General features: G+C 46.3%; 15 protein-coding genes and 2 other annotated features. Of the genes, 1 reads left to right on the top strand and 14 read right to left on the bottom strand.

Annotated elements, in window-relative coordinates; translation table 11 throughout:
• Window positions 1-7: 7 nt before the first annotated feature.
• The gene (yunB, locus tag GX019_07170) at window positions 8-724 is read right to left on the bottom strand and encodes a sporulation protein YunB (GenBank protein HHT36943.1); all 717 of its coding nucleotides are present in this window, start codon (window positions 722-724) and stop codon (window positions 8-10) included.
• A 281-nt stretch (window positions 725-1,005) separates the two neighbouring features.
• On the opposite strand from yunB, the gene GX019_07165 reads away from it, so the two are divergent.
• Window positions 1,006-2,916 (top strand): penicillin-binding protein 1A, encoded by a 1,911-nt coding sequence (locus tag GX019_07165; protein HHT36942.1) that lies wholly within the window; start codon window positions 1,006-1,008, stop codon window positions 2,914-2,916.
• A gap of 36 nt (window positions 2,917-2,952) precedes the next feature.
• Here the strand turns inward: GX019_07165 and GX019_07160 are convergent, their stop codons facing one another.
• The 13 genes from GX019_07160 to GX019_07100 all read right to left on the bottom strand — a co-directional run bounded on the left by GX019_07160 (window position 2,953) and on the right by GX019_07100 (window position 16,217).
• Window positions 2,953-5,280, bottom strand: a complete 2,328-nt coding sequence (locus GX019_07160) for an endonuclease MutS2 (protein ID HHT36941.1) — start codon at window positions 5,278-5,280, stop codon at window positions 2,953-2,955.
• Between the two features lie 8 nt (window positions 5,281-5,288).
• The gene (locus GX019_07155; GenBank protein ID HHT36940.1) at window positions 5,289-7,517 is read right to left on the bottom strand and encodes a U32 family peptidase; all 2,229 of its coding nucleotides are present in this window, start codon (window positions 7,515-7,517) and stop codon (window positions 5,289-5,291) included.
• Window positions 7,518-7,529: 12 nt separating this feature from the next.
• Entirely contained in the window at window positions 7,530-8,276 is a 747-nt protein-coding gene (locus GX019_07150; GenBank protein HHT36939.1) for an N-acetylmuramoyl-L-alanine amidase, read from the bottom strand.
• A 132-nt stretch (window positions 8,277-8,408) separates the two neighbouring features.
• Entirely contained in the window at window positions 8,409-8,957 is a 549-nt protein-coding gene (locus GX019_07145) for a CvpA family protein (protein ID HHT36938.1), read from the bottom strand.
• A gap of 19 nt (window positions 8,958-8,976) precedes the next feature.
• Entirely contained in the window at window positions 8,977-9,234 is a 258-nt protein-coding gene (locus tag GX019_07140; protein HHT36937.1) for a cell division protein ZapA, read from the bottom strand.
• A gap of 66 nt (window positions 9,235-9,300) precedes the next feature.
• Entirely contained in the window at window positions 9,301-11,700 is a 2,400-nt protein-coding gene (locus GX019_07135) for a phenylalanine--tRNA ligase subunit beta (protein ID HHT36936.1), read from the bottom strand.
• 26 nt (window positions 11,701-11,726) lie between these two features.
• Window positions 11,727-12,746 (bottom strand): phenylalanine--tRNA ligase subunit alpha, encoded by a 1,020-nt coding sequence (gene pheS, locus GX019_07130; GenBank protein ID HHT36935.1) that lies wholly within the window; start codon window positions 12,744-12,746, stop codon window positions 11,727-11,729.
• A 50-nt stretch (window positions 12,747-12,796) separates the two neighbouring features.
• Window positions 12,797-13,025: a binding site (T-box leader), on the bottom strand.
• Window positions 13,026-13,047: 22 nt separating this feature from the next.
• The gene (locus tag GX019_07125; GenBank protein HHT36934.1) at window positions 13,048-13,158 is read right to left on the bottom strand and encodes a YqzL family protein; all 111 of its coding nucleotides are present in this window, start codon (window positions 13,156-13,158) and stop codon (window positions 13,048-13,050) included.
• A gap of 61 nt (window positions 13,159-13,219) precedes the next feature.
• Window positions 13,220-14,014, bottom strand: a complete 795-nt coding sequence (locus GX019_07120) for an RNA methyltransferase (GenBank protein HHT36933.1) — start codon at window positions 14,012-14,014, stop codon at window positions 13,220-13,222.
• 70 nt (window positions 14,015-14,084) lie between these two features.
• Complete coding sequence (gene rplT / locus GX019_07115; protein HHT36932.1) at window positions 14,085-14,444, bottom strand: 50S ribosomal protein L20; 360 nt, start codon at window positions 14,442-14,444, stop codon at window positions 14,085-14,087.
• A 22-nt stretch (window positions 14,445-14,466) separates the two neighbouring features.
• The gene (gene rpmI / locus GX019_07110) at window positions 14,467-14,664 is read right to left on the bottom strand and encodes a 50S ribosomal protein L35 (protein ID HHT36931.1); all 198 of its coding nucleotides are present in this window, start codon (window positions 14,662-14,664) and stop codon (window positions 14,467-14,469) included.
• Between the two features lie 29 nt (window positions 14,665-14,693).
• Window positions 14,694-15,254 carry a translation initiation factor IF-3 gene (locus tag GX019_07105; protein ID HHT36930.1) on the bottom strand — a complete coding sequence of 187 codons (561 nt, stop codon included), beginning with the start codon at window positions 15,252-15,254 and terminating at the stop codon, window positions 14,694-14,696.
• Between the two features lie 7 nt (window positions 15,255-15,261).
• Window positions 15,262-15,403: a sequence feature (ribosomal protein L20 leader region), on the bottom strand.
• A 40-nt stretch (window positions 15,404-15,443) separates the two neighbouring features.
• A complete protein-coding gene (locus GX019_07100) occupies window positions 15,444-16,217 on the bottom strand; it encodes a putative sporulation protein YtxC (protein HHT36929.1) in 774 nt (257 codons plus the stop codon).
• Window positions 16,218-16,249 lie beyond the last annotated feature (32 nt).

Genomic DNA, 16,249 nt, shown 5'->3' with positions numbered 1-16,249 from the left:
TGAAAATTTAAGGTTCATTGAGCCTAAACTCAATTTTCTGGCTGCCAGAAAAATCTCCATCCTGATCAAACCCACCAACCAGCCCACTGGGAGCAAAGTACCAGGAAGGAACCGCACCGATGAAGATATCCTCAGCAATGGGAATCCGGGCTGTTACTGGTGTTATCGTATTGGAAAGCGGAATAACCACACGCATCTCAACCTGAATGTCTAAATAAAGGCGGTGAATAGTCTGGTTGATGCCGGCTGAAGTGAAACTGCTGACAGGAGCTGCAGATACCGCGCCTACCGGAACAACTTTTAGGGGAATCCCGGGACCATATCCGGAAAGAAAATCCGGGCCTAAGATCTGACCAAGAGGAATAGTGATCTGCTCAGAGCTCAGAACTCTTAAATGCTCAAGCATCTTTTTGGCTGCAGTAGCTGAAACACGGTTAATTTCTGCTGTATTATATTTCACAGCCTGAATACGACCGCTATCATCCATAATTATTTCTGCCAGATCCGCGACAGCAGCTTCCTCAATCATGGTTTCCTCAACTGCACTGTAGATTGCCTCGGTCGCTAGGTTTACTGCTTTTGTTTCTGCCCATGCCCTAAGCACAGGTGTAACTCGTTTTTCGATGATCATTGCAGCAATAACAGCTGAAAGTGTAATCAGCAGCAGTACTAAAAGAAGATAACGGGACCAAGGCCATTTGGTCGGCTGAGCAAATTTGGTCATAATTCTGACCTCCAAAACGAAAGATAAAGATATAATATACCTGCCTCTCCTTGTATTTATATATTACTTATGGTAAATTATATCTGTTCATTGTGAAAATTAAGTGTGATATAATTTTAACAGAGATGGAGGTGAGATCGTTGCCCAAAAAATCGAAAAAATCCTCATCGTCCCCTAATAAACGGTCGCGAGTGAAACTGTGGGTTTGTGTTATAATTTTTTCTATCTTATTTGGTGGATCTCTAGGTTTTCTTACCGCGTATCTAGGCAGCGCACCACCATTGGATCAGGTAAATTTGACTCAGCAGTATTCCACTCATATTTATGACATTAATGGTCAGCTGATAACAGACTTATATCGGGAAAACCGCGTTCCGGTAGCCATCGAATCGCTTCCGGAGCACTTATACCAAGCGGTTGTGGCCATTGAAGATGACAAATTTTTTGACCACCATGGGATCAACTTTATTGCCTTCGGCAGAGCAATCTTGGTAAATCTGCGCGAAGGTCGTTTTGCGCAGGGCGGCGGTACAATCACAATGCAGGTTGCCCGCAATCTGTTTCTAACTCAGGAGAAATTGGTTTCCCGCAAACTGCAGGAGTTTCTCTGGGCAGTGCAGATAGAACGCAAATATTCAAAACAGGAAATCTTAGAGACCTATTTAAACATGGTTCATCTCGGCCATGGGGCCAACGGGGTTGAAGCAGGAGCACAGGTGTATTTCGGCAAATCAGCCCGAGATTTGGATTTGGCTGAATCTGCGCTGCTGGCAGGTATTATTCGCTGGCCGACAAGGTACTCGCCCCACAACAACCCAGATATTGCTAAGGACCGAAGAAACTTTGTTTTAAAGCGGATGCTGGAACTGGAGTTTATCACGGAAGAACAGTTTGAAGCAGCCAGAAATCAACCTATAGTGGTTGCCGAGCGCAAACCACGCAATGTTAATGCCCCCTATTTCGTGGACTATATTCTGGACGACTTGATTGAGCGCTACGGAGAAGAAAGGGTTTTTGGCGGTGGACTGCGGATCTACACTACCCTAGATCTTAATATGCAGAAAGCAGCTGAAAACGCACTTAACAACGGCCTTCCGACCGGATATGTTGACAGCGGTGGATTAACTCAACCGCAGGGCGCATTGGTTGCACTTGATCCGCGCACAGGTCATATCCGGGCAATGGTTGGCGGTCGTGGCGAAGATAAGTTTAACCGAGCAGTGCAGGCATACCGCTCACCTGGTTCTGCAATCAAGATCTTCCCGTACACGGCAGCAATTGATAAAGGTGTTACTGCCGCAGATATCTATGTGGACGAACCGATTGAATATGTTTTAGCTAACGGTGAAACATGGAGCCCGCGCAACTATTATCCTGTATTTGATGGTGAAATGACTGTGCGGGAGGCGTTGGAGCGGTCCATTAATACAATCGCAGTGCAGATTGTGAATCAGCTGGGATTCAATACAGTAATCGAATATGGTAAAAAGATGGGAATAACATCCTTTGTTGAAGCTGGACGGGCAAACGACTTAGGCTTATCACCGCTGGCATTAGGTGGTTTGACCAAAGGTGTTTCACCACTGGAAATGGCTTCCGCCTATGGTGTGCTTGCCAACAACGGCATCCGCGTTGAACCGATTGCGATTTTGAAAGTAACCGATTACCACGGCAATATTCTGGAGGAAAATGCATCCCGCCAAGAGGTAGTACTCAGCGAAGAAACCTCTTATATCATGAATGATCTGCTCCGCGGTGTAATCGAACGAGGAACTGCCCGCAGCGCGAACATTAACCGGCCGGCAGCTGGGAAAACCGGTACCCACCAGGATAACCGCGATGCTTGGTTTGTAGGCTATACACCAGATCTGGTAGCCGCAGTCTGGTTCGGAGAAGATATTCCAAAAGCGATGGTTTATAAAGGAGTACAATATGGCTCCTGGAACGCTACGCCTATCTGGCGGGACTTTATGGTTGAGGCGCTGAGGAATACGCCTATATCTGATTTCAAGCGGCCAAATGCTATTGTTGAAGTTGCTATTGATATCAAGACAGGCCTGCTGGTTCCGGAAAACTGCTCACTTCCTAAAGATGAGATTCGAACCGAAATATTCATCAAAGGTACAGAGCCGACCGAATACACACCTCGGTGTTCCGGTTCACTGTGGGATCTTCTCCCTTTCTTCAATTGACAGCAGTAAAGCCAGGAGAGTATCTCCTGGCTTCTTTTAATGGTTTAGTTCAACTACAGTCACACCTGATCCGCCTTGATTGGGATCGGCTAAACGAAAACTCTTAACATGAGGATGACTGCGCAGCTGATCCTGCACAGCGTCGCGGAGAGCTCCTGTACCCTTACCGTGAATAATCCGCACTTGATTCAGAGATGACAGAAAAGCGTCATCCAAATACTTATCTACCGCTGGAAGCGCTTCATCAATTGTAAAGCCCCGCAGATCAATCTCTGGTTTTATTGCACTGCTCTTACCCAATCCCCTGCTGCGAATGCGGTGAGTGACTTTGGATTGCGGCTGGTGGTTTGCCCGTTCTAGATCAGTTAGACTTACCGACACCTTCATAATGCCAACCTGTACCTGAGCTTCATTATCAGAAAGTTCAACAACATGCCCAGTCTGATTCAAGCTGCGCACTCTTACCTGTTCTCCAACTTTTAGGTGCTTAACAGGTTCAGCCGCCGGTTTTTGAGGTCTGGTGGTTTTCAGTTTCTTCTGCTGTTCCATTAGTTCCTGCCGCTTGGCTGCAACAATCTTTTCTAAATCAATATTCTGCTGACGTCTTAGTTCACCTACAAGCAGATCTAATTCTTCCCTGGTTTTTTTCACCAGTTCAGCAGCTTCCTCTTGAGCTTGAATAAGCAGCTCTCCTCTGCGCTCGGACAAGTCTCTATAGAGAAGATCATATTTCTGCTTTAAGGCATTATACTCTGCGCGCAAGGATTCCGCTTCTTCTCTGGCTTTTCGTGACTCTTGACGATCCGCCTCAATTTCACCGATGATCTCATCGATCCGAATTCGTTCCTCATTAAGTAAACTGCGGGCTGCAGCTACTATTTCATCTGATAGTCCTAGCCCCCTTGCAATGGCAAAAGCGTTGCTCTGCCCCGGAATACCGATAGCTAAACGGTAGGTGGGCTTAAGTGTAACCGGATCGAATTCAACCGAAGCGTTTTCCACCTCCGGATTGGCATAGGCAAAATTTTTAAGTTCTGAGTAGTGAGTTGTGGCGATAGTGGTTACCCGCTTCAACCTCAGGTGTTCCAAAAGTGCTGTTGCCAGCGCAGCGCCCTCGGTCGGATCTGTTCCAGCGCCAAGCTCATCAAGGAGAACCAGACTGTTCGAAGTAGACTGTTCTAAAATCTTAACGATATTACTCATATGTGACGAGAATGTGCTGAGGCTCTGCTCAATGCTCTGCTCATCTCCAATATCGGCAAATATGTTGTCAAAAACAGCCATGTGCGAACCGGCTTCAGCGGGAATGTGCAGTCCAGCTTGAGTCATTACTGCAAATAGACCAACTGTTTTGAGAGTAACAGTTTTTCCGCCTGTATTCGGGCCGGTGATTACCAAAATAAAGGCTTTGTCGCCAAGCCAAAGATCAATCGGTACCACAGTGCCGGTGAGCAGCGGATGCCGGCCCTGCTTGATATTAACATATCCATTTTGATTGAGTTTAGGGGCTGTGCCCTGAATCTTGCGGCTGTATTTACCTTTGGCGAAAATCAAATCCAGCTCAGCCAAGGTCTCAAGTGTTAATTTCAGCTCTTCGACGTGGGGCACAACTTCACTACTGAACTCCCTCAAAATCCTCTCAATTTCGCGATGCTCTTCTTGATGGGCAATGCGCAGTTCATTATTGATCTCAACAACCGCTGCTGGCTCCACAAACACAGTTGCGCCGCTCGCTGACTGGTCATGGACAATACCCGGGAAGAATGAGCGATACTCCTGCTTCACCGGCACCACGAAGCGGCCGCTGCGGATAGTAACAATGCTGTCCTGCAGCAGCTTTTGATTGCTGGACGAATGAATTATGTTATCCAGTTTATCCCGGACTCGATTCTCCAGATTCTTGATCTTCCGGCGTATGGAGGCTAACTGGGGAGAAGCATTGTCTTTTATACTGCCCTCATCGTCAAAACAGCGAAAGATCTCCGAGCGCAGCTCCGGGAGTGTGCTCAACTGCTCTCTGAAAGCAGCAAAATGATCTGAGTCAGACAGGTACCGCTTTATATTCGCGGCGCACTCTAACACCGCAGCCAGCCGAATCAGTTCTTCTCCTTCTAAAATACCGCCAACCTGTGCCCGCCGCAGAATGGGAGCAATATCCGCTGCTCCGCCAAAGGGAGGGACACCGTGTTTCCACAGCAGTGCTAGTGCCTGAGTAGTCTGTTCCAGATTCCGTTCAACTTCATCAAAATTTGCGCTTGGCTCCAAAGCTAAAATCAACTGCTTGCCTAAGGAAAAACTGGCAAACTCTGCAACCTGCTGCTTTATTTTGTCCCATTCTAAGATTCGTAAGCTTCTTTCGTCCATAAAATCACCTACTTAACTCCACGATGAAAATGCCCTTTTGTATAGGTTCCGGCACTGCTGTATGGTAATAATTCATTTTCACTTGACGACCCGCCGTTAAGCTTTGCAAAATAGGAGCTGACAACAGCGCTGATCCAGTGGGGATCTCTACCTTTTGCTTCAATTCGAAATAGCTTAATACCAACCTCAACCAGCTGTTCTAGCTGGTCAATTAAACATAAATCGATAGGATTAAATAAATGCATGCGGCAGCGGCGGTCTACTTCAACCGGCAGGATGTAACCCTTGCGGTCCCTAAGACCGTATTTCCGCTTCATGCAGGGGAATGCCTCCCTGCCTCCATCCTTTATGCAATCCATACAGGCCCCAATCGGACAGTATTTGCTGACCATTAAAGGCAGCTGTCCATGAACCACCACACCCAATGGATGCTTGGTTTTGACGCTAATAGCTTTGATCTGACTATAATTCAGCTCAGTAGACAGATAAAATGCACTCAAGTCCTTACTGCCCAAATAGGATGCAGTAATACTGTTGAATATATTCAGGGACCAATCTCCGTGTACTTTGAGAGATTCATGCTGTTGTCGGCGGTTCAGCATCATCTTAAGGGCACCAATATTGCCAACAAGCACCCCGTCATACTGGTGCTGATCCAGCAAATTGCTAAAATGTTCCAGTTCATCATCATCAGTTACCCTCTCAACCGCAGCGAAGCATTGAGCTCCCAGCCTGCGAGCTGCTGCGGTCACCTGAGAAAGATCACGAAGAAAATCCTTATGATGGGTGTAGATTGTGCCGTAATAGTAAATCAAGTCAGCGCCCGCATCAAGTGCGGCCTGCGCAGCCTCAAAATCAGTGACGGATACCGCCAAAATTGGTTCAATACTACCAGACTTGAGCTGCGGTGGCTCAGCAGTAAACGCCAGCTGCTTTTCAGCAACAAATTGTTCTTTAGTCACCGTGCGCATCGGATAAGTACTAAGTCTAGCCTGCTCCCATTTCTCAACTAATAATCTCCGTGTGCGGTTAACCTCACTGAGGGGAAGAATCACATTCTCTCCCAGCTCAATCTCCAGACTGTCGATCTTAATCGGATCATTGCCAAATCGAAGCAGTTGTTTCTTAAGCGTTTCTTTTGTCAAAGGACGCTTTTCTGCAGCTTCTCCCACAAGCTCACTTTCTTGATAGGCTGTAGTTCCATGGTTATCGATTAGGGTAAGCTTGAGAGGCTCGTCAACTGCAAGACTGGCGAACAAAGCTGCCGGAATCTTGCGGAATGCTTTCGGAGACCGATAGCTATCCTGAGCACTTCTGATTATATCATCATTTTGCTCATGAGGCAGTGGATTCCAGCGAATCAGATTCCGTCCCTGCTTATCAAATAAATGATGAGTAGTAAACTCTCGGTTGAACACTGAAGTCAATGCCTTGTGGTCAAATCTTCTCCGGTCAATCGCGTCTCTATAGGTCCTGGTTACAACCGCTGTGTACTCTGGTCCCTTCATTCTTCCTTCAATTTTTAGGCTTTTAACCCCTATCTTCTCCAACAGGTCGAGATGCTCAATCAGTCTTAGATCCTTTGGCGATATTAAATAATCCCCAGGTTGCTCCACCACTTCTGCTTGAGAGACTCTGTCCACCAACTGATACGACAAACGGCACGGTTGAGCACATTGCCCCCTGTTGCCACTGCGGCCTCCCAACAAGCTGCTGAACAAGCACTGCCCGGAATAAGCAACACAGAGAGCTCCATGCACAAACACTTCCAGGTCAAGACCCGACTCAGCAAGCTCCGCTATCTCGTCCAAACTCAACTCCCGCGCCAAGATTGCTCGTTTAATCCCCAGCTTTTCGGCAAATTTTATCCCGAAGCGGTTGTGCAGAAACATCTGGGTGCTGGCGTGCAGTTCAAAATCAGGCAGAATGCTGTGAATCAAGTGAGCTAAACCCAAATCCTGAACAATTACAGCATCTACACCTAAATTGTACAGCGAAAAAATGTAATCTACTACAGGCTCCAATTCGTGTTCATGGATCAGAGTATTGACTGTAACGTAGACTTTCACACCACGGACATGGCAGTATTTTACCGCCCAGCATAATTCTTCTTCATTAAAATTGGCAGCAAACCTACGTGCATTAAACAGTTTGCCGCCAAGATAAACAGCATCGGCACCATTTTCTACCGCTGCAATCAAACTTTCTTTTGTTCCAGCTGGAGCAAGTAACTCCATTCAGGTTCCTCCTTAAATAATTCCTGCTTGTCGATAATAATCTACTATGCCATAAAAAATGCCTTCAGCTGCGGCTGTCCGATACCAGGATTGCGCCAGCAGCTGCGCTTCCCTCTGGTTGCTGAGAAAACCAACCTCTACCAGAACTGCAGGCACATTAGTATTGCGGAGCACATAAAAATTGCCGCGTTTAACCCCTACATCGCGGCTGCCTAGGTTTCCAACAAGATACTTTTGCACCGAGTCAGCCAGCAGCCAGTCATGGGAATGATAATAATACGAAGTTGTACCGCTGATATTGCTGTTGCCGTTCCAGTCATTATGAATGCTGACAAAAATCTCCGCATTGCTGTTGTTAGCCACTGCGGTTCGGGCGGCTAACTGGCCATTTGTAGAATTGGCGTAACGAGTTCCCTGAGCTGGGTTAACGTTTGTTTGTCTCGTCATAATCACTGTAGCACCAGCGTCTTCCAGCATCCCTTTTAAATCCCAAGCAATAGCCAGCACATTTTCTGCTTCCGTAGAATAGCCCAAACCAACAGTACCGGGGTCAGCGCCGCCATGCCCTGGATCGACAACGATCACCCTTCCCTGCAGAATTTTATCTGAACTCTGGTAAGGGGGAATGTGATCAGGAAGATTTACAGCTGAGGGCTGGCCCGAAAGCCCCGAAACAAAAAAGAAGACCAGCATAAGTACTGTAGTCCAGATATTAGTATAGAGAGTAATAATGTGTTTACCTGTGTTTTTGGCTGCCAATTCTAGCTCCCCCTTAACATACTTGCTCCGTTAAGGGATTCATTATTAACTGTCAACATCCTGCAAGTAAGATCAGGTGCTGTTACCTGAAGCCACCAAACATGGGAAATCCCGCCGCAGTTGGCGGGATTATCATGAAAACGATAAATCATCAAAATTAGGCTGGGGAAACAACCAGCCAGGCTTTGCCCAAGTTTCTGGCCAAGCCTGCTCCAAACTCAATCTTAAATGCGGCCACAGTGTATCGATCTGCTGCACCACGCTGGATTCAGCCAGCATATCTTCAACCGATTCCACATTGAGGGAGTGGAGCATCAACACCAGCGCTATAACAATCGCTAACACTTTAATTGTACCAAAAGTTGCTCCGAGGATTCCGTCAAGCACGGCAAATGGAGTGAATTTGACGACTTTCCCCCACAAATAACCTATGAACTTCGCCACCAGACTGATTCCGATCACCAAAATCAAGAATGCGATTAACAGAGCCGCTCCCTGCCCCAATGGAAACCTCGCCATCAAGTGTAGTGACAATTCCTCATGGCGGTAGAATCCGATGGCAACAGCGAGCAATACTCCAAATAGGCTGAATATCTCACGAATAATCCCGCGGCGAAATCCCCGCCAGATGGCAATGGCGAAGGCTATAATTATAAAAAGGTCAATCCATTTGCCTGCCATCATAACCCCTCTTTCTGTACTAATTAGCTTCCTCCATAATCTTGAGAAGCTCTTGATACTCGGCTTTCACCGTTAACAGCTCATCGGCAAGATTTATCGCAGCTAAAATCGCCATGCGGTGCCGAGTGAGATTTGGACTGGTTTTCTGCACTTCCCGAATTTTTTCATCAACTACTTTTCCCAACTCCCGAATATACTGCTCCGAAGCATGACCTCTGACGGCATATTCCTCGCCGCCGATGCGCACCTTAACGACATTGCTCTTTGACTCTGTCACAAATCTCACCCTTTCCGCCTGTTCCATTGCTAATTCATATCTTCGCTTTATGCAAACATTTTCCTGCTACCGCATTACGGCTGCAAACTTCTCCTGAATTGCGTTATACATCTGCTTAAGCTGCTGGTTAACCTCATCATCAGTCAAAGTGCGTTCCCCCTGGAAAACAAAGGAAAAGGCGATACTCTTCTTGCCTGCTTCTACCTGCTTTCCTTGATAAACGTCAAAAATATTGACTGCCTTTAATAAACTACCCCCAGCGCTCTGTAATTCCTCTACAATTGCACCTACGGGAATCTCTTCATCCACCAAAACAGCTAAGTCACGTTCAACCGCTGGGTACCTAGGCAGCAACTCAAATCTAGGCACAGGCTTGCGGTGTTTGATCAGCTTATTTAAATGAATCTCAGCCAAATAAATCCGGTCTGGGATGCGGTAATTCTTCTGCACTTCGGGATGGACTTCGCCAAAATAAGCAATCAATTCACCATCGACAGTTATCTGACACTGACGTCCCGGATGGAAGATAGGCAGCGCTGAGCGCTCCCAGTCAAAATCCGCAGCAAAGTTATCTAATATCAGTTCTACCAGACCCTTCAAATCATAGAAATCATAATAATCCGGCTTAAGCTGCCAGTGCTCAGCATCCCGTTTCCCATACAGCAGGAGTCCCAGCCTCCGTTCTTCTGACGGCAGCTTAGTTAACGGCAGCTCATCTGCAAGATACACTGCACTGATTTCAAACATGCTGAGATCCTGCTGCTGGCGGCTGATATTGTAAGCCGCGCACTCAAGCAAGCTAGGCATCAGCGATGTGCGCATTACTGCGTGTTCCTCGGTGAGGGGATTTGCCAGCTCAATCAGGCGAGCAAGTTCTGGTACCTGATCAAGCTGCGACTGAGCTAAACTTGCTGCGTTAACGAAAGAAAAAGTCTGAATTTCATTTAAACCGGCACCTGCCAGCTGTGTTTTCAACTGATCGACTACTCTCAGCTCTTCACTTTCTCCGCCAGAATCGCTCATGCCTTTCGGCAGAGTAATCGGGATATTCTCATAACCCCAGAACCGCGCGATCTCTTCAATCAAATCGCATTCCAGTTCCAAGTCCCGGCGGAAGCTGGGAACTGTAACTTTCCAGGGTGAGGTTTCATGATCTACCGCGAACTCAAGTCGAGTTAAAATATCGATCATTGACTGCTCATCTATTTCTGTTCCCAACAGGCGGTTTACCTGCTGTGGGCGAAGTTCAATGACTTTATTGCTGGTATCAGCGTTGTTTACATCAATAATTCCTGATGCCACTTCCCCACCAGCCAGCTCAGCCAGGAGTTGGGCAGCGCGGTTTAAGGCAAAGATTGTAGCGGTAGGATCAATGCCTTTTTCAAAACGGGCTGCAGCCTCAGAATTGATTGCCAAACTGCGGGATGTGCGTCGGATGTTGGCAGCTGCAAAATTGGCTGACTCCAAAAGAATTGTCTTCGTCTCCTCGGTGACTTCAGAATTCTCTCCGCCCATAACACCGCCGACACATACAGGTGAGTCTGCATCGCAGATCATCAGCATCTCATCGGTCAGTTCCCGTTCTACTCCGTCCAAGGTTACAAATACAGTTTCACTGCATTTTGGAGTGCGAACAACAATCCGGTTCTCGCTTAGGCGATCATAGTCAAAAGCATGGAGAGGCTGGCCGGTTTCCAGCATCACAAAGTTAGTAATGTCAACAACGTTATTTATCGGCCGCATTCCTGCTGCAATTAAACGCTGCTGCATCCAGAGAGGAGATGGTTTGAGTGTAACATTCTTGATTACCCGCACTGTATAACGGGGGCACTTCTCAGGATCCTCTACCGTTACTGAAGTTAGCTCCTCGATCCTGAGATCGGATTCGTTAAGTTTAATCTCTGGGTAGCGAAGTTCTTGCCCGGCCAGGGCTGCAACTTCTCTAGCTATTCCCAGCATACTCATGCAATCCGGACGATTGGCATAAATCGATACATCTAAGATTTGATCATCCAGACCCAGGGCTTCGGTTAGATCCAGACCAACTTCCACATCTTCAGGCAGTTCTAATAAACCTGAGTGATCATCACCAAGGCCCAGTTCCTTTTCTGAGCAGGCCATGCCGTAGGACATGACGCCTCTGAGTTCAGCCACCTTTATTTCCATTCCATTCGGGAGCACCGCGCCTTCTAAGGCAACGGGAACTTTAATCCCAACCCGCGCATTGGGTGCACCACAGACAATATTTAAAACCTGATCCCCAACATTGATTGCACAAACTTTTAAGTCTGCGTTGGGATGAGGCTCTACTTTTTCAATTAGGCCGACACGGACATTAGGCAGCTCGGGCGCTAAACGCTCAATCGATTCGACTTCGATTCCCGCCATTGTCAGTCGATCGGCCAATTCCTGCGGACTCCATGGCACTACAGTATATTCCTGCAGCCAACGGTAAGATACCTTCACCTTTTATTCCTCCCTTGCAATCTGCATTACTTAAATTGATCTAAAAACCGCTGATCATTATTGAAGAAAAGTCTAATGTCATTAATTCCATATTTTAACATGGCTATGCGTTCAATACCCATTCCGAAAGCAAAGCCTGTATATTTATCTGGATCATAACCAACTTGTTCAAGCACACGCGGATCGACCATGCCAGAACCTAGGATTTCCAACCAGCCAGTATCTGAGCAGACCCGACATCCTTCCCCATGACACATAATGCAGGAAACATCAACTTCTGCGCTCGGTTCAGTGAAGGGGAAATAGCTGGGACGAAATCTAGTCTTAGTATCAGGACCAAACATGGTCTTGGCAAAAGTTTGCAGAGTGCCTTTTAGATCAGCAAAGGTAATGCCTTCATCAATCAAAAGTCCTTCGACCTGATGAAACATGGGTGAATGAGTAACATCCGCATCTGAGCGGTAAACTTTACCCGGAGCAATTATTCTTACCGGAGGATCCTGCTTCTCCATAACCCGAATCTGAACAGGCGAGGTTTGACTGCGGAGCAGAAAATCCCCGGTGATGTAGAAGGTATCCTGCATATCCCTTGCTGGGTGATCCTTAGGTATGTTGAGTGCCTCAAAATTGTAGTAATCAGTTTCTATTTCCGGACCTTCTACCACTTTGTAGCCCATTGAAATAAAAATGTCTTTAATTTCATTTAGGACAAGCGTTAAGGGATGGAGGCTGCCAGCTTTCGGTTTTCGACCCGGCAGGGTAACATCCAATGCTTCTGATGCTAATCGAGCCTGCTGGATTTGTGCTTCCAGCTCAGCCTGTTTCTGGTCCAAGACGGAGCCCAGTTCATTCTTAAGCTGATTGACCATTTGACCCATTTTGGGACGTTCTTCAGCTGGAAGCTGCCCCATCGTGCGCAGCAGCTGGGTAACTTCACCTTTCTTACCGAGATATTTGACCCGAAGCTGCTGAAGAGCTTCAAGAGTATCAGCTTGATTAAACTCTTCGACTGCTTTGGCTTTCAGGGATTGAATTTGTGTATCCATACTGCACCTCCAAAGATAATAATGATATAAAAAAAACTTTTTACATCCGAGTTAGGGACGTAAAAAGTTACCGCGGTACCACCCTAGTTGGTTATGGTAAATGGTAAAACCACAACCCACCTTGAATCCGATAACGGCGGATGACCGGCATAGCCTACTAATTTCAACCAGCGGCTCCAGAGTGAATTTCAATCAAGTTATCACCCGACAGGCTCTCAGTCCACGACCCATCGTTCCTGTGGCTTCCCTTGATTTACTTGTCTCCTTCACTGCCTTTGTCTATAAGTTATTTTCATATTAATCAATGAAAAGTATGAATTCGCAAAGCTGACAGCTGCTTATACAGCAGATAAGCTGTTATGGAACCGGTAGCTAAAAAAATTTTCCACACGACCTCGGGTGTTAAGTTCATTAACTACCACCTCTTCTCCAAATGATAATAACATTATAACATACGCAGAAGAGGCTTACAACTAAATAAACTGCCGCTGTCTGACGGATTCATAAATCAATACAGCAGCTGCCACAGAAGCATTCAGTGATTCTACATCATTTGCTAAAGGGATGAATATCCTCTCGGTGCAGTGTTTTAGCAGCTCCAGCTGAATCCCGCTGCCTTCATTTCCGATCACAATAGCGCAGGGCTGAGCTAAATCTGTGTCATAATATGGATCAGCGTTTTCTAGGTCCGCTGCAATTAGCTTTAACCCGAACCGGGAACTTAATTCAGCGCATTCTCGAGCAGTCATGCTCGCAAGAGGCAGTTTTTGCACCGCTCCCATTGATGAACGAACAACCTTGGGATTAAATGGATCAACCGTTCCTTTAATCATCCAAATCCCATCTACTCCCGCAGCTAAAGCGGTGCGCATGATGGTACCGAGATTGCCCGGATCCTGAATTTGGTCTACAACAAGCACTAGACCTTGCTTAAGTTTGTGTTCCCAGTTAACAACCAATTCAGGCTGGTGCACTATGGCGAGAATGCCTTGGGTATTGTCCGTGTCAGCGATATCGCCGAAAGCTTCTTCGCTGCATAAATACACATTGACACCGCTTTCCTGCAGTTGTTCCAGGAGTTCTTGTCCCCGCGGACTTGAAACTAACCTATCGGTGTAGTAGACTTCTTGAATCATGTCGGTGCTACTTAAATCCTCAACCAAACGCAGTCCCTCAGCGATATAGAGTCTGGACTGGTCGCGGTAGCGGCGGCGGTGCAGCTTTTTCACAAACTTGATTCGTTCATTTTGTCTGCTTGAAATCTTCACCCAAACAGTCTCCTTAATAAGTAAATATCCGGATAAACAGTTTACCCGGATAATACATTCCTTATGTTAATTAAGCTTCAACGCCCTTTTTGGCAACAGCAACCAACTCGCTGAATGCTTCGGCATCGTTAACAGCCAGATCCGCCAGTACTTTGCGGTTAATCTCAACACCGCTGGCTTTTAATCCGGAAATAAAGCGGCTGTAAGACATCCCATTTTGTCTTGCGGCGGCATTAATCCGGGCAATCCAAAGCTTGCGGAAATCACGCTTTTTCCGCCGACGATCGCGGTAAGCGTATGATAATGATTTCAGAACTTGTTCGTTTGCAGGGCGAAAGAGTTTGCTCTTACCACCATAATATCCTCTCGCCAGTTTTAAGATCTTTTTACGACGATGACGTGTTGCAGGTCCGCGTTTAACTCTTGGCATGATATAAACCCCCTATCTTCTATTAACCATATGGTAGCATGCGTTTTACGCGTTTTGCATCAGATTCGCTGACCAAACTGCTATGCCGCAGATTGCGCTTTCTTTTTGCAGATTTTTTCTCTAGAATATGACTCTTATATGCTCGATTTCTCTTCACCTTACCTGAACCGGTTAACTTAAAACGCTTAGCAGCCCCTCTGTGGGACTTCATTTTAGGCATTATAAATCCCCCTTAACTAGGACATTAAACTACTGCGAGTTCTCGTCCGCATTTTTTTTGTCAGTTTTGGCGTTGTCAGTTTTTGGAGCTAAAACCATAATCATATTTCGTCCTTCTAATTTAGGGACACGCTCAACAACACCTATTTCTTTTAAACTGTCAGCCATTTCTTGAAGTTTTTCTTTAGCCAGTGCGGTATGGACAATCTCCCTGCCTCGAAAGCGAATTGTAACTTTGACCTTGTCACCCGCCTTGAGAAATTTCTCCGCACTGCGAGTCTTAACATTGAAATCGTGCTCATCAATTTTTGGGCTCATGCGAACTTCTTTTACATTAATAACCCGCTGCTTTTTCCTGGCAGCTTTATCTCGTTTGCTCTGTTCATACTTATGCTTGCCGTAATCCATAATCCGGCAAACAACGGGTTTGGCATTCGGTGCAACCTCAACCAAATCTAAACCGCGCTCTTGTGCAATCCGGATTCCTTCGCGTACTGGCAGGATACCTAACTGATTGCCCTGTTCATCTACAACCCTTACTTCCCGAGCACGGATCCCCTCATTAATTCTCAATTCACTGCTAATGAACATCACCCCTTAAAAATATTAAAAGCGGACAGCATCAGCCACCCGCTTATTCACACAAAAAACTGCACTGGATACCCCCGTGCAAATTTAATCTGTTTAACCTTGTGAACTCGACGTTACAAGGTGAGAAGCGGTGACTTCTACTTACATCGGAATCAGTATACCACATAGAATACAGCACGTCAAGCAAATTTACGTGCAGTTACACAGATCACTGCAAAGAGAGCAGCCATCGCAGATATACACTCTGCTGCCAAAGATATTCACAATAGTCTTTTCTACCCGATCTCCACGGCAGACGTGGAGAATGATCTTAGCTGGAGCAATCGTAATCAAAGCACTGATTAAAAAATCTTCAAAATCAAGTTCGCTCGAACTAACCTCGAGGATTACATCTTCCAAATGATCAGTTTCGATCACATTGCCGTTGTGATCCAATATCTGAAAACCGTTGGGCTGATCCACGATTACATTAATCAGCTCAGTCTTCGGCTCCTGCAGTTCAACGAAATAGTGGAGCAGCTTTACGAATTCCTGGTACTCCTGCTCCTCTAAAAACTCGTCGACTGCTTTGTCCACCAGTTCCTGCAGAAACAGCCAAAACTCTTTGACCCGAAACCGAATAAAACCTTCCAAATTGATTTGATTGTTGCTGATCAAATAATCTGCTAAAGCGGAATAAACCTGTTGGTAAAGCTGTCCTGAGTTGATTCCCATTTTTTTGTAGGCATTCTGCAGAATCGTCCGCTGCTCATCCTCATCAAAATAAGCATAGTTCAGCCGCAGCAGACGCTTGAGCCACAGCCGTGACAGCTGTCCAAAAATAATCGCTGCCAGCGTATTCGTGATTTTCAGATCTGAACGAAACTCCGGGCCTCTCGGCAAATCTATGAAAGTATAACGTCCTTCGCTGCGCCAGGACGCCGACATAAATTCAGCATCGATTGTAGATCTAACTGATTCCATCAATGAGTTCGAAGCACTAATTGTCAGAACTG

This window comes from Bacillota bacterium, from assembly GCA_012837335.1.
Classification (GTDB): Bacteria; Bacillota; Limnochordia; order Darwinibacteriales; family DTU012; genus DTU012.
The sequence above is the reverse complement of the archived record's forward strand: the minus strand, read 5'-3'. Positions and strand labels throughout refer to the sequence as shown.

What these genes read in the sequence shown, in the direction of transcription:
- rplT (HHT36932.1), bottom strand. Translation starts at nt 14,444, where the DNA reads ATGCCAAGAGTTAAACGCGGACCTGCAACACGTCATCGTCGTAAAAAG.
- pheS (HHT36935.1), bottom strand. Translation starts at nt 12,746, where the DNA reads ATGGATACACAAATTCAATCCCTGAAAGCCAAAGCAGTCGAAGAGTTT.
- GX019_07160 (HHT36941.1), bottom strand. Translation starts at nt 5,280, where the DNA reads ATGGACGAAAGAAGCTTACGAATCTTAGAATGGGACAAAATAAAGCAG.
- GX019_07105 (HHT36930.1), bottom strand. Translation starts at nt 15,254, where the DNA reads ATGTTCATTAGCAGTGAATTGAGAATTAATGAGGGGATCCGTGCTCGG.
- yunB (HHT36943.1), bottom strand. Translation starts at nt 724, where the DNA reads ATGACCAAATTTGCTCAGCCGACCAAATGGCCTTGGTCCCGTTATCTT.
- GX019_07155 (HHT36940.1), bottom strand. Translation starts at nt 7,517, where the DNA reads ATGGAGTTACTTGCTCCAGCTGGAACAAAAGAAAGTTTGATTGCAGCG.
- GX019_07145 (HHT36938.1), bottom strand. Translation starts at nt 8,957, where the DNA reads ATGGCAGGCAAATGGATTGACCTTTTTATAATTATAGCCTTCGCCATT.
- GX019_07100 (HHT36929.1), bottom strand. Translation starts at nt 16,217, where the DNA reads ATGGAATCAGTTAGATCTACAATCGATGCTGAATTTATGTCGGCGTCC.
- GX019_07125 (HHT36934.1), bottom strand. Translation starts at nt 13,158, where the DNA reads ATGAACTTAACACCCGAGGTCGTGTGGAAAATTTTTTTAGCTACCGGT.
- rpmI (HHT36931.1), bottom strand. Translation starts at nt 14,664, where the DNA reads ATGCCTAAAATGAAGTCCCACAGAGGGGCTGCTAAGCGTTTTAAGTTA.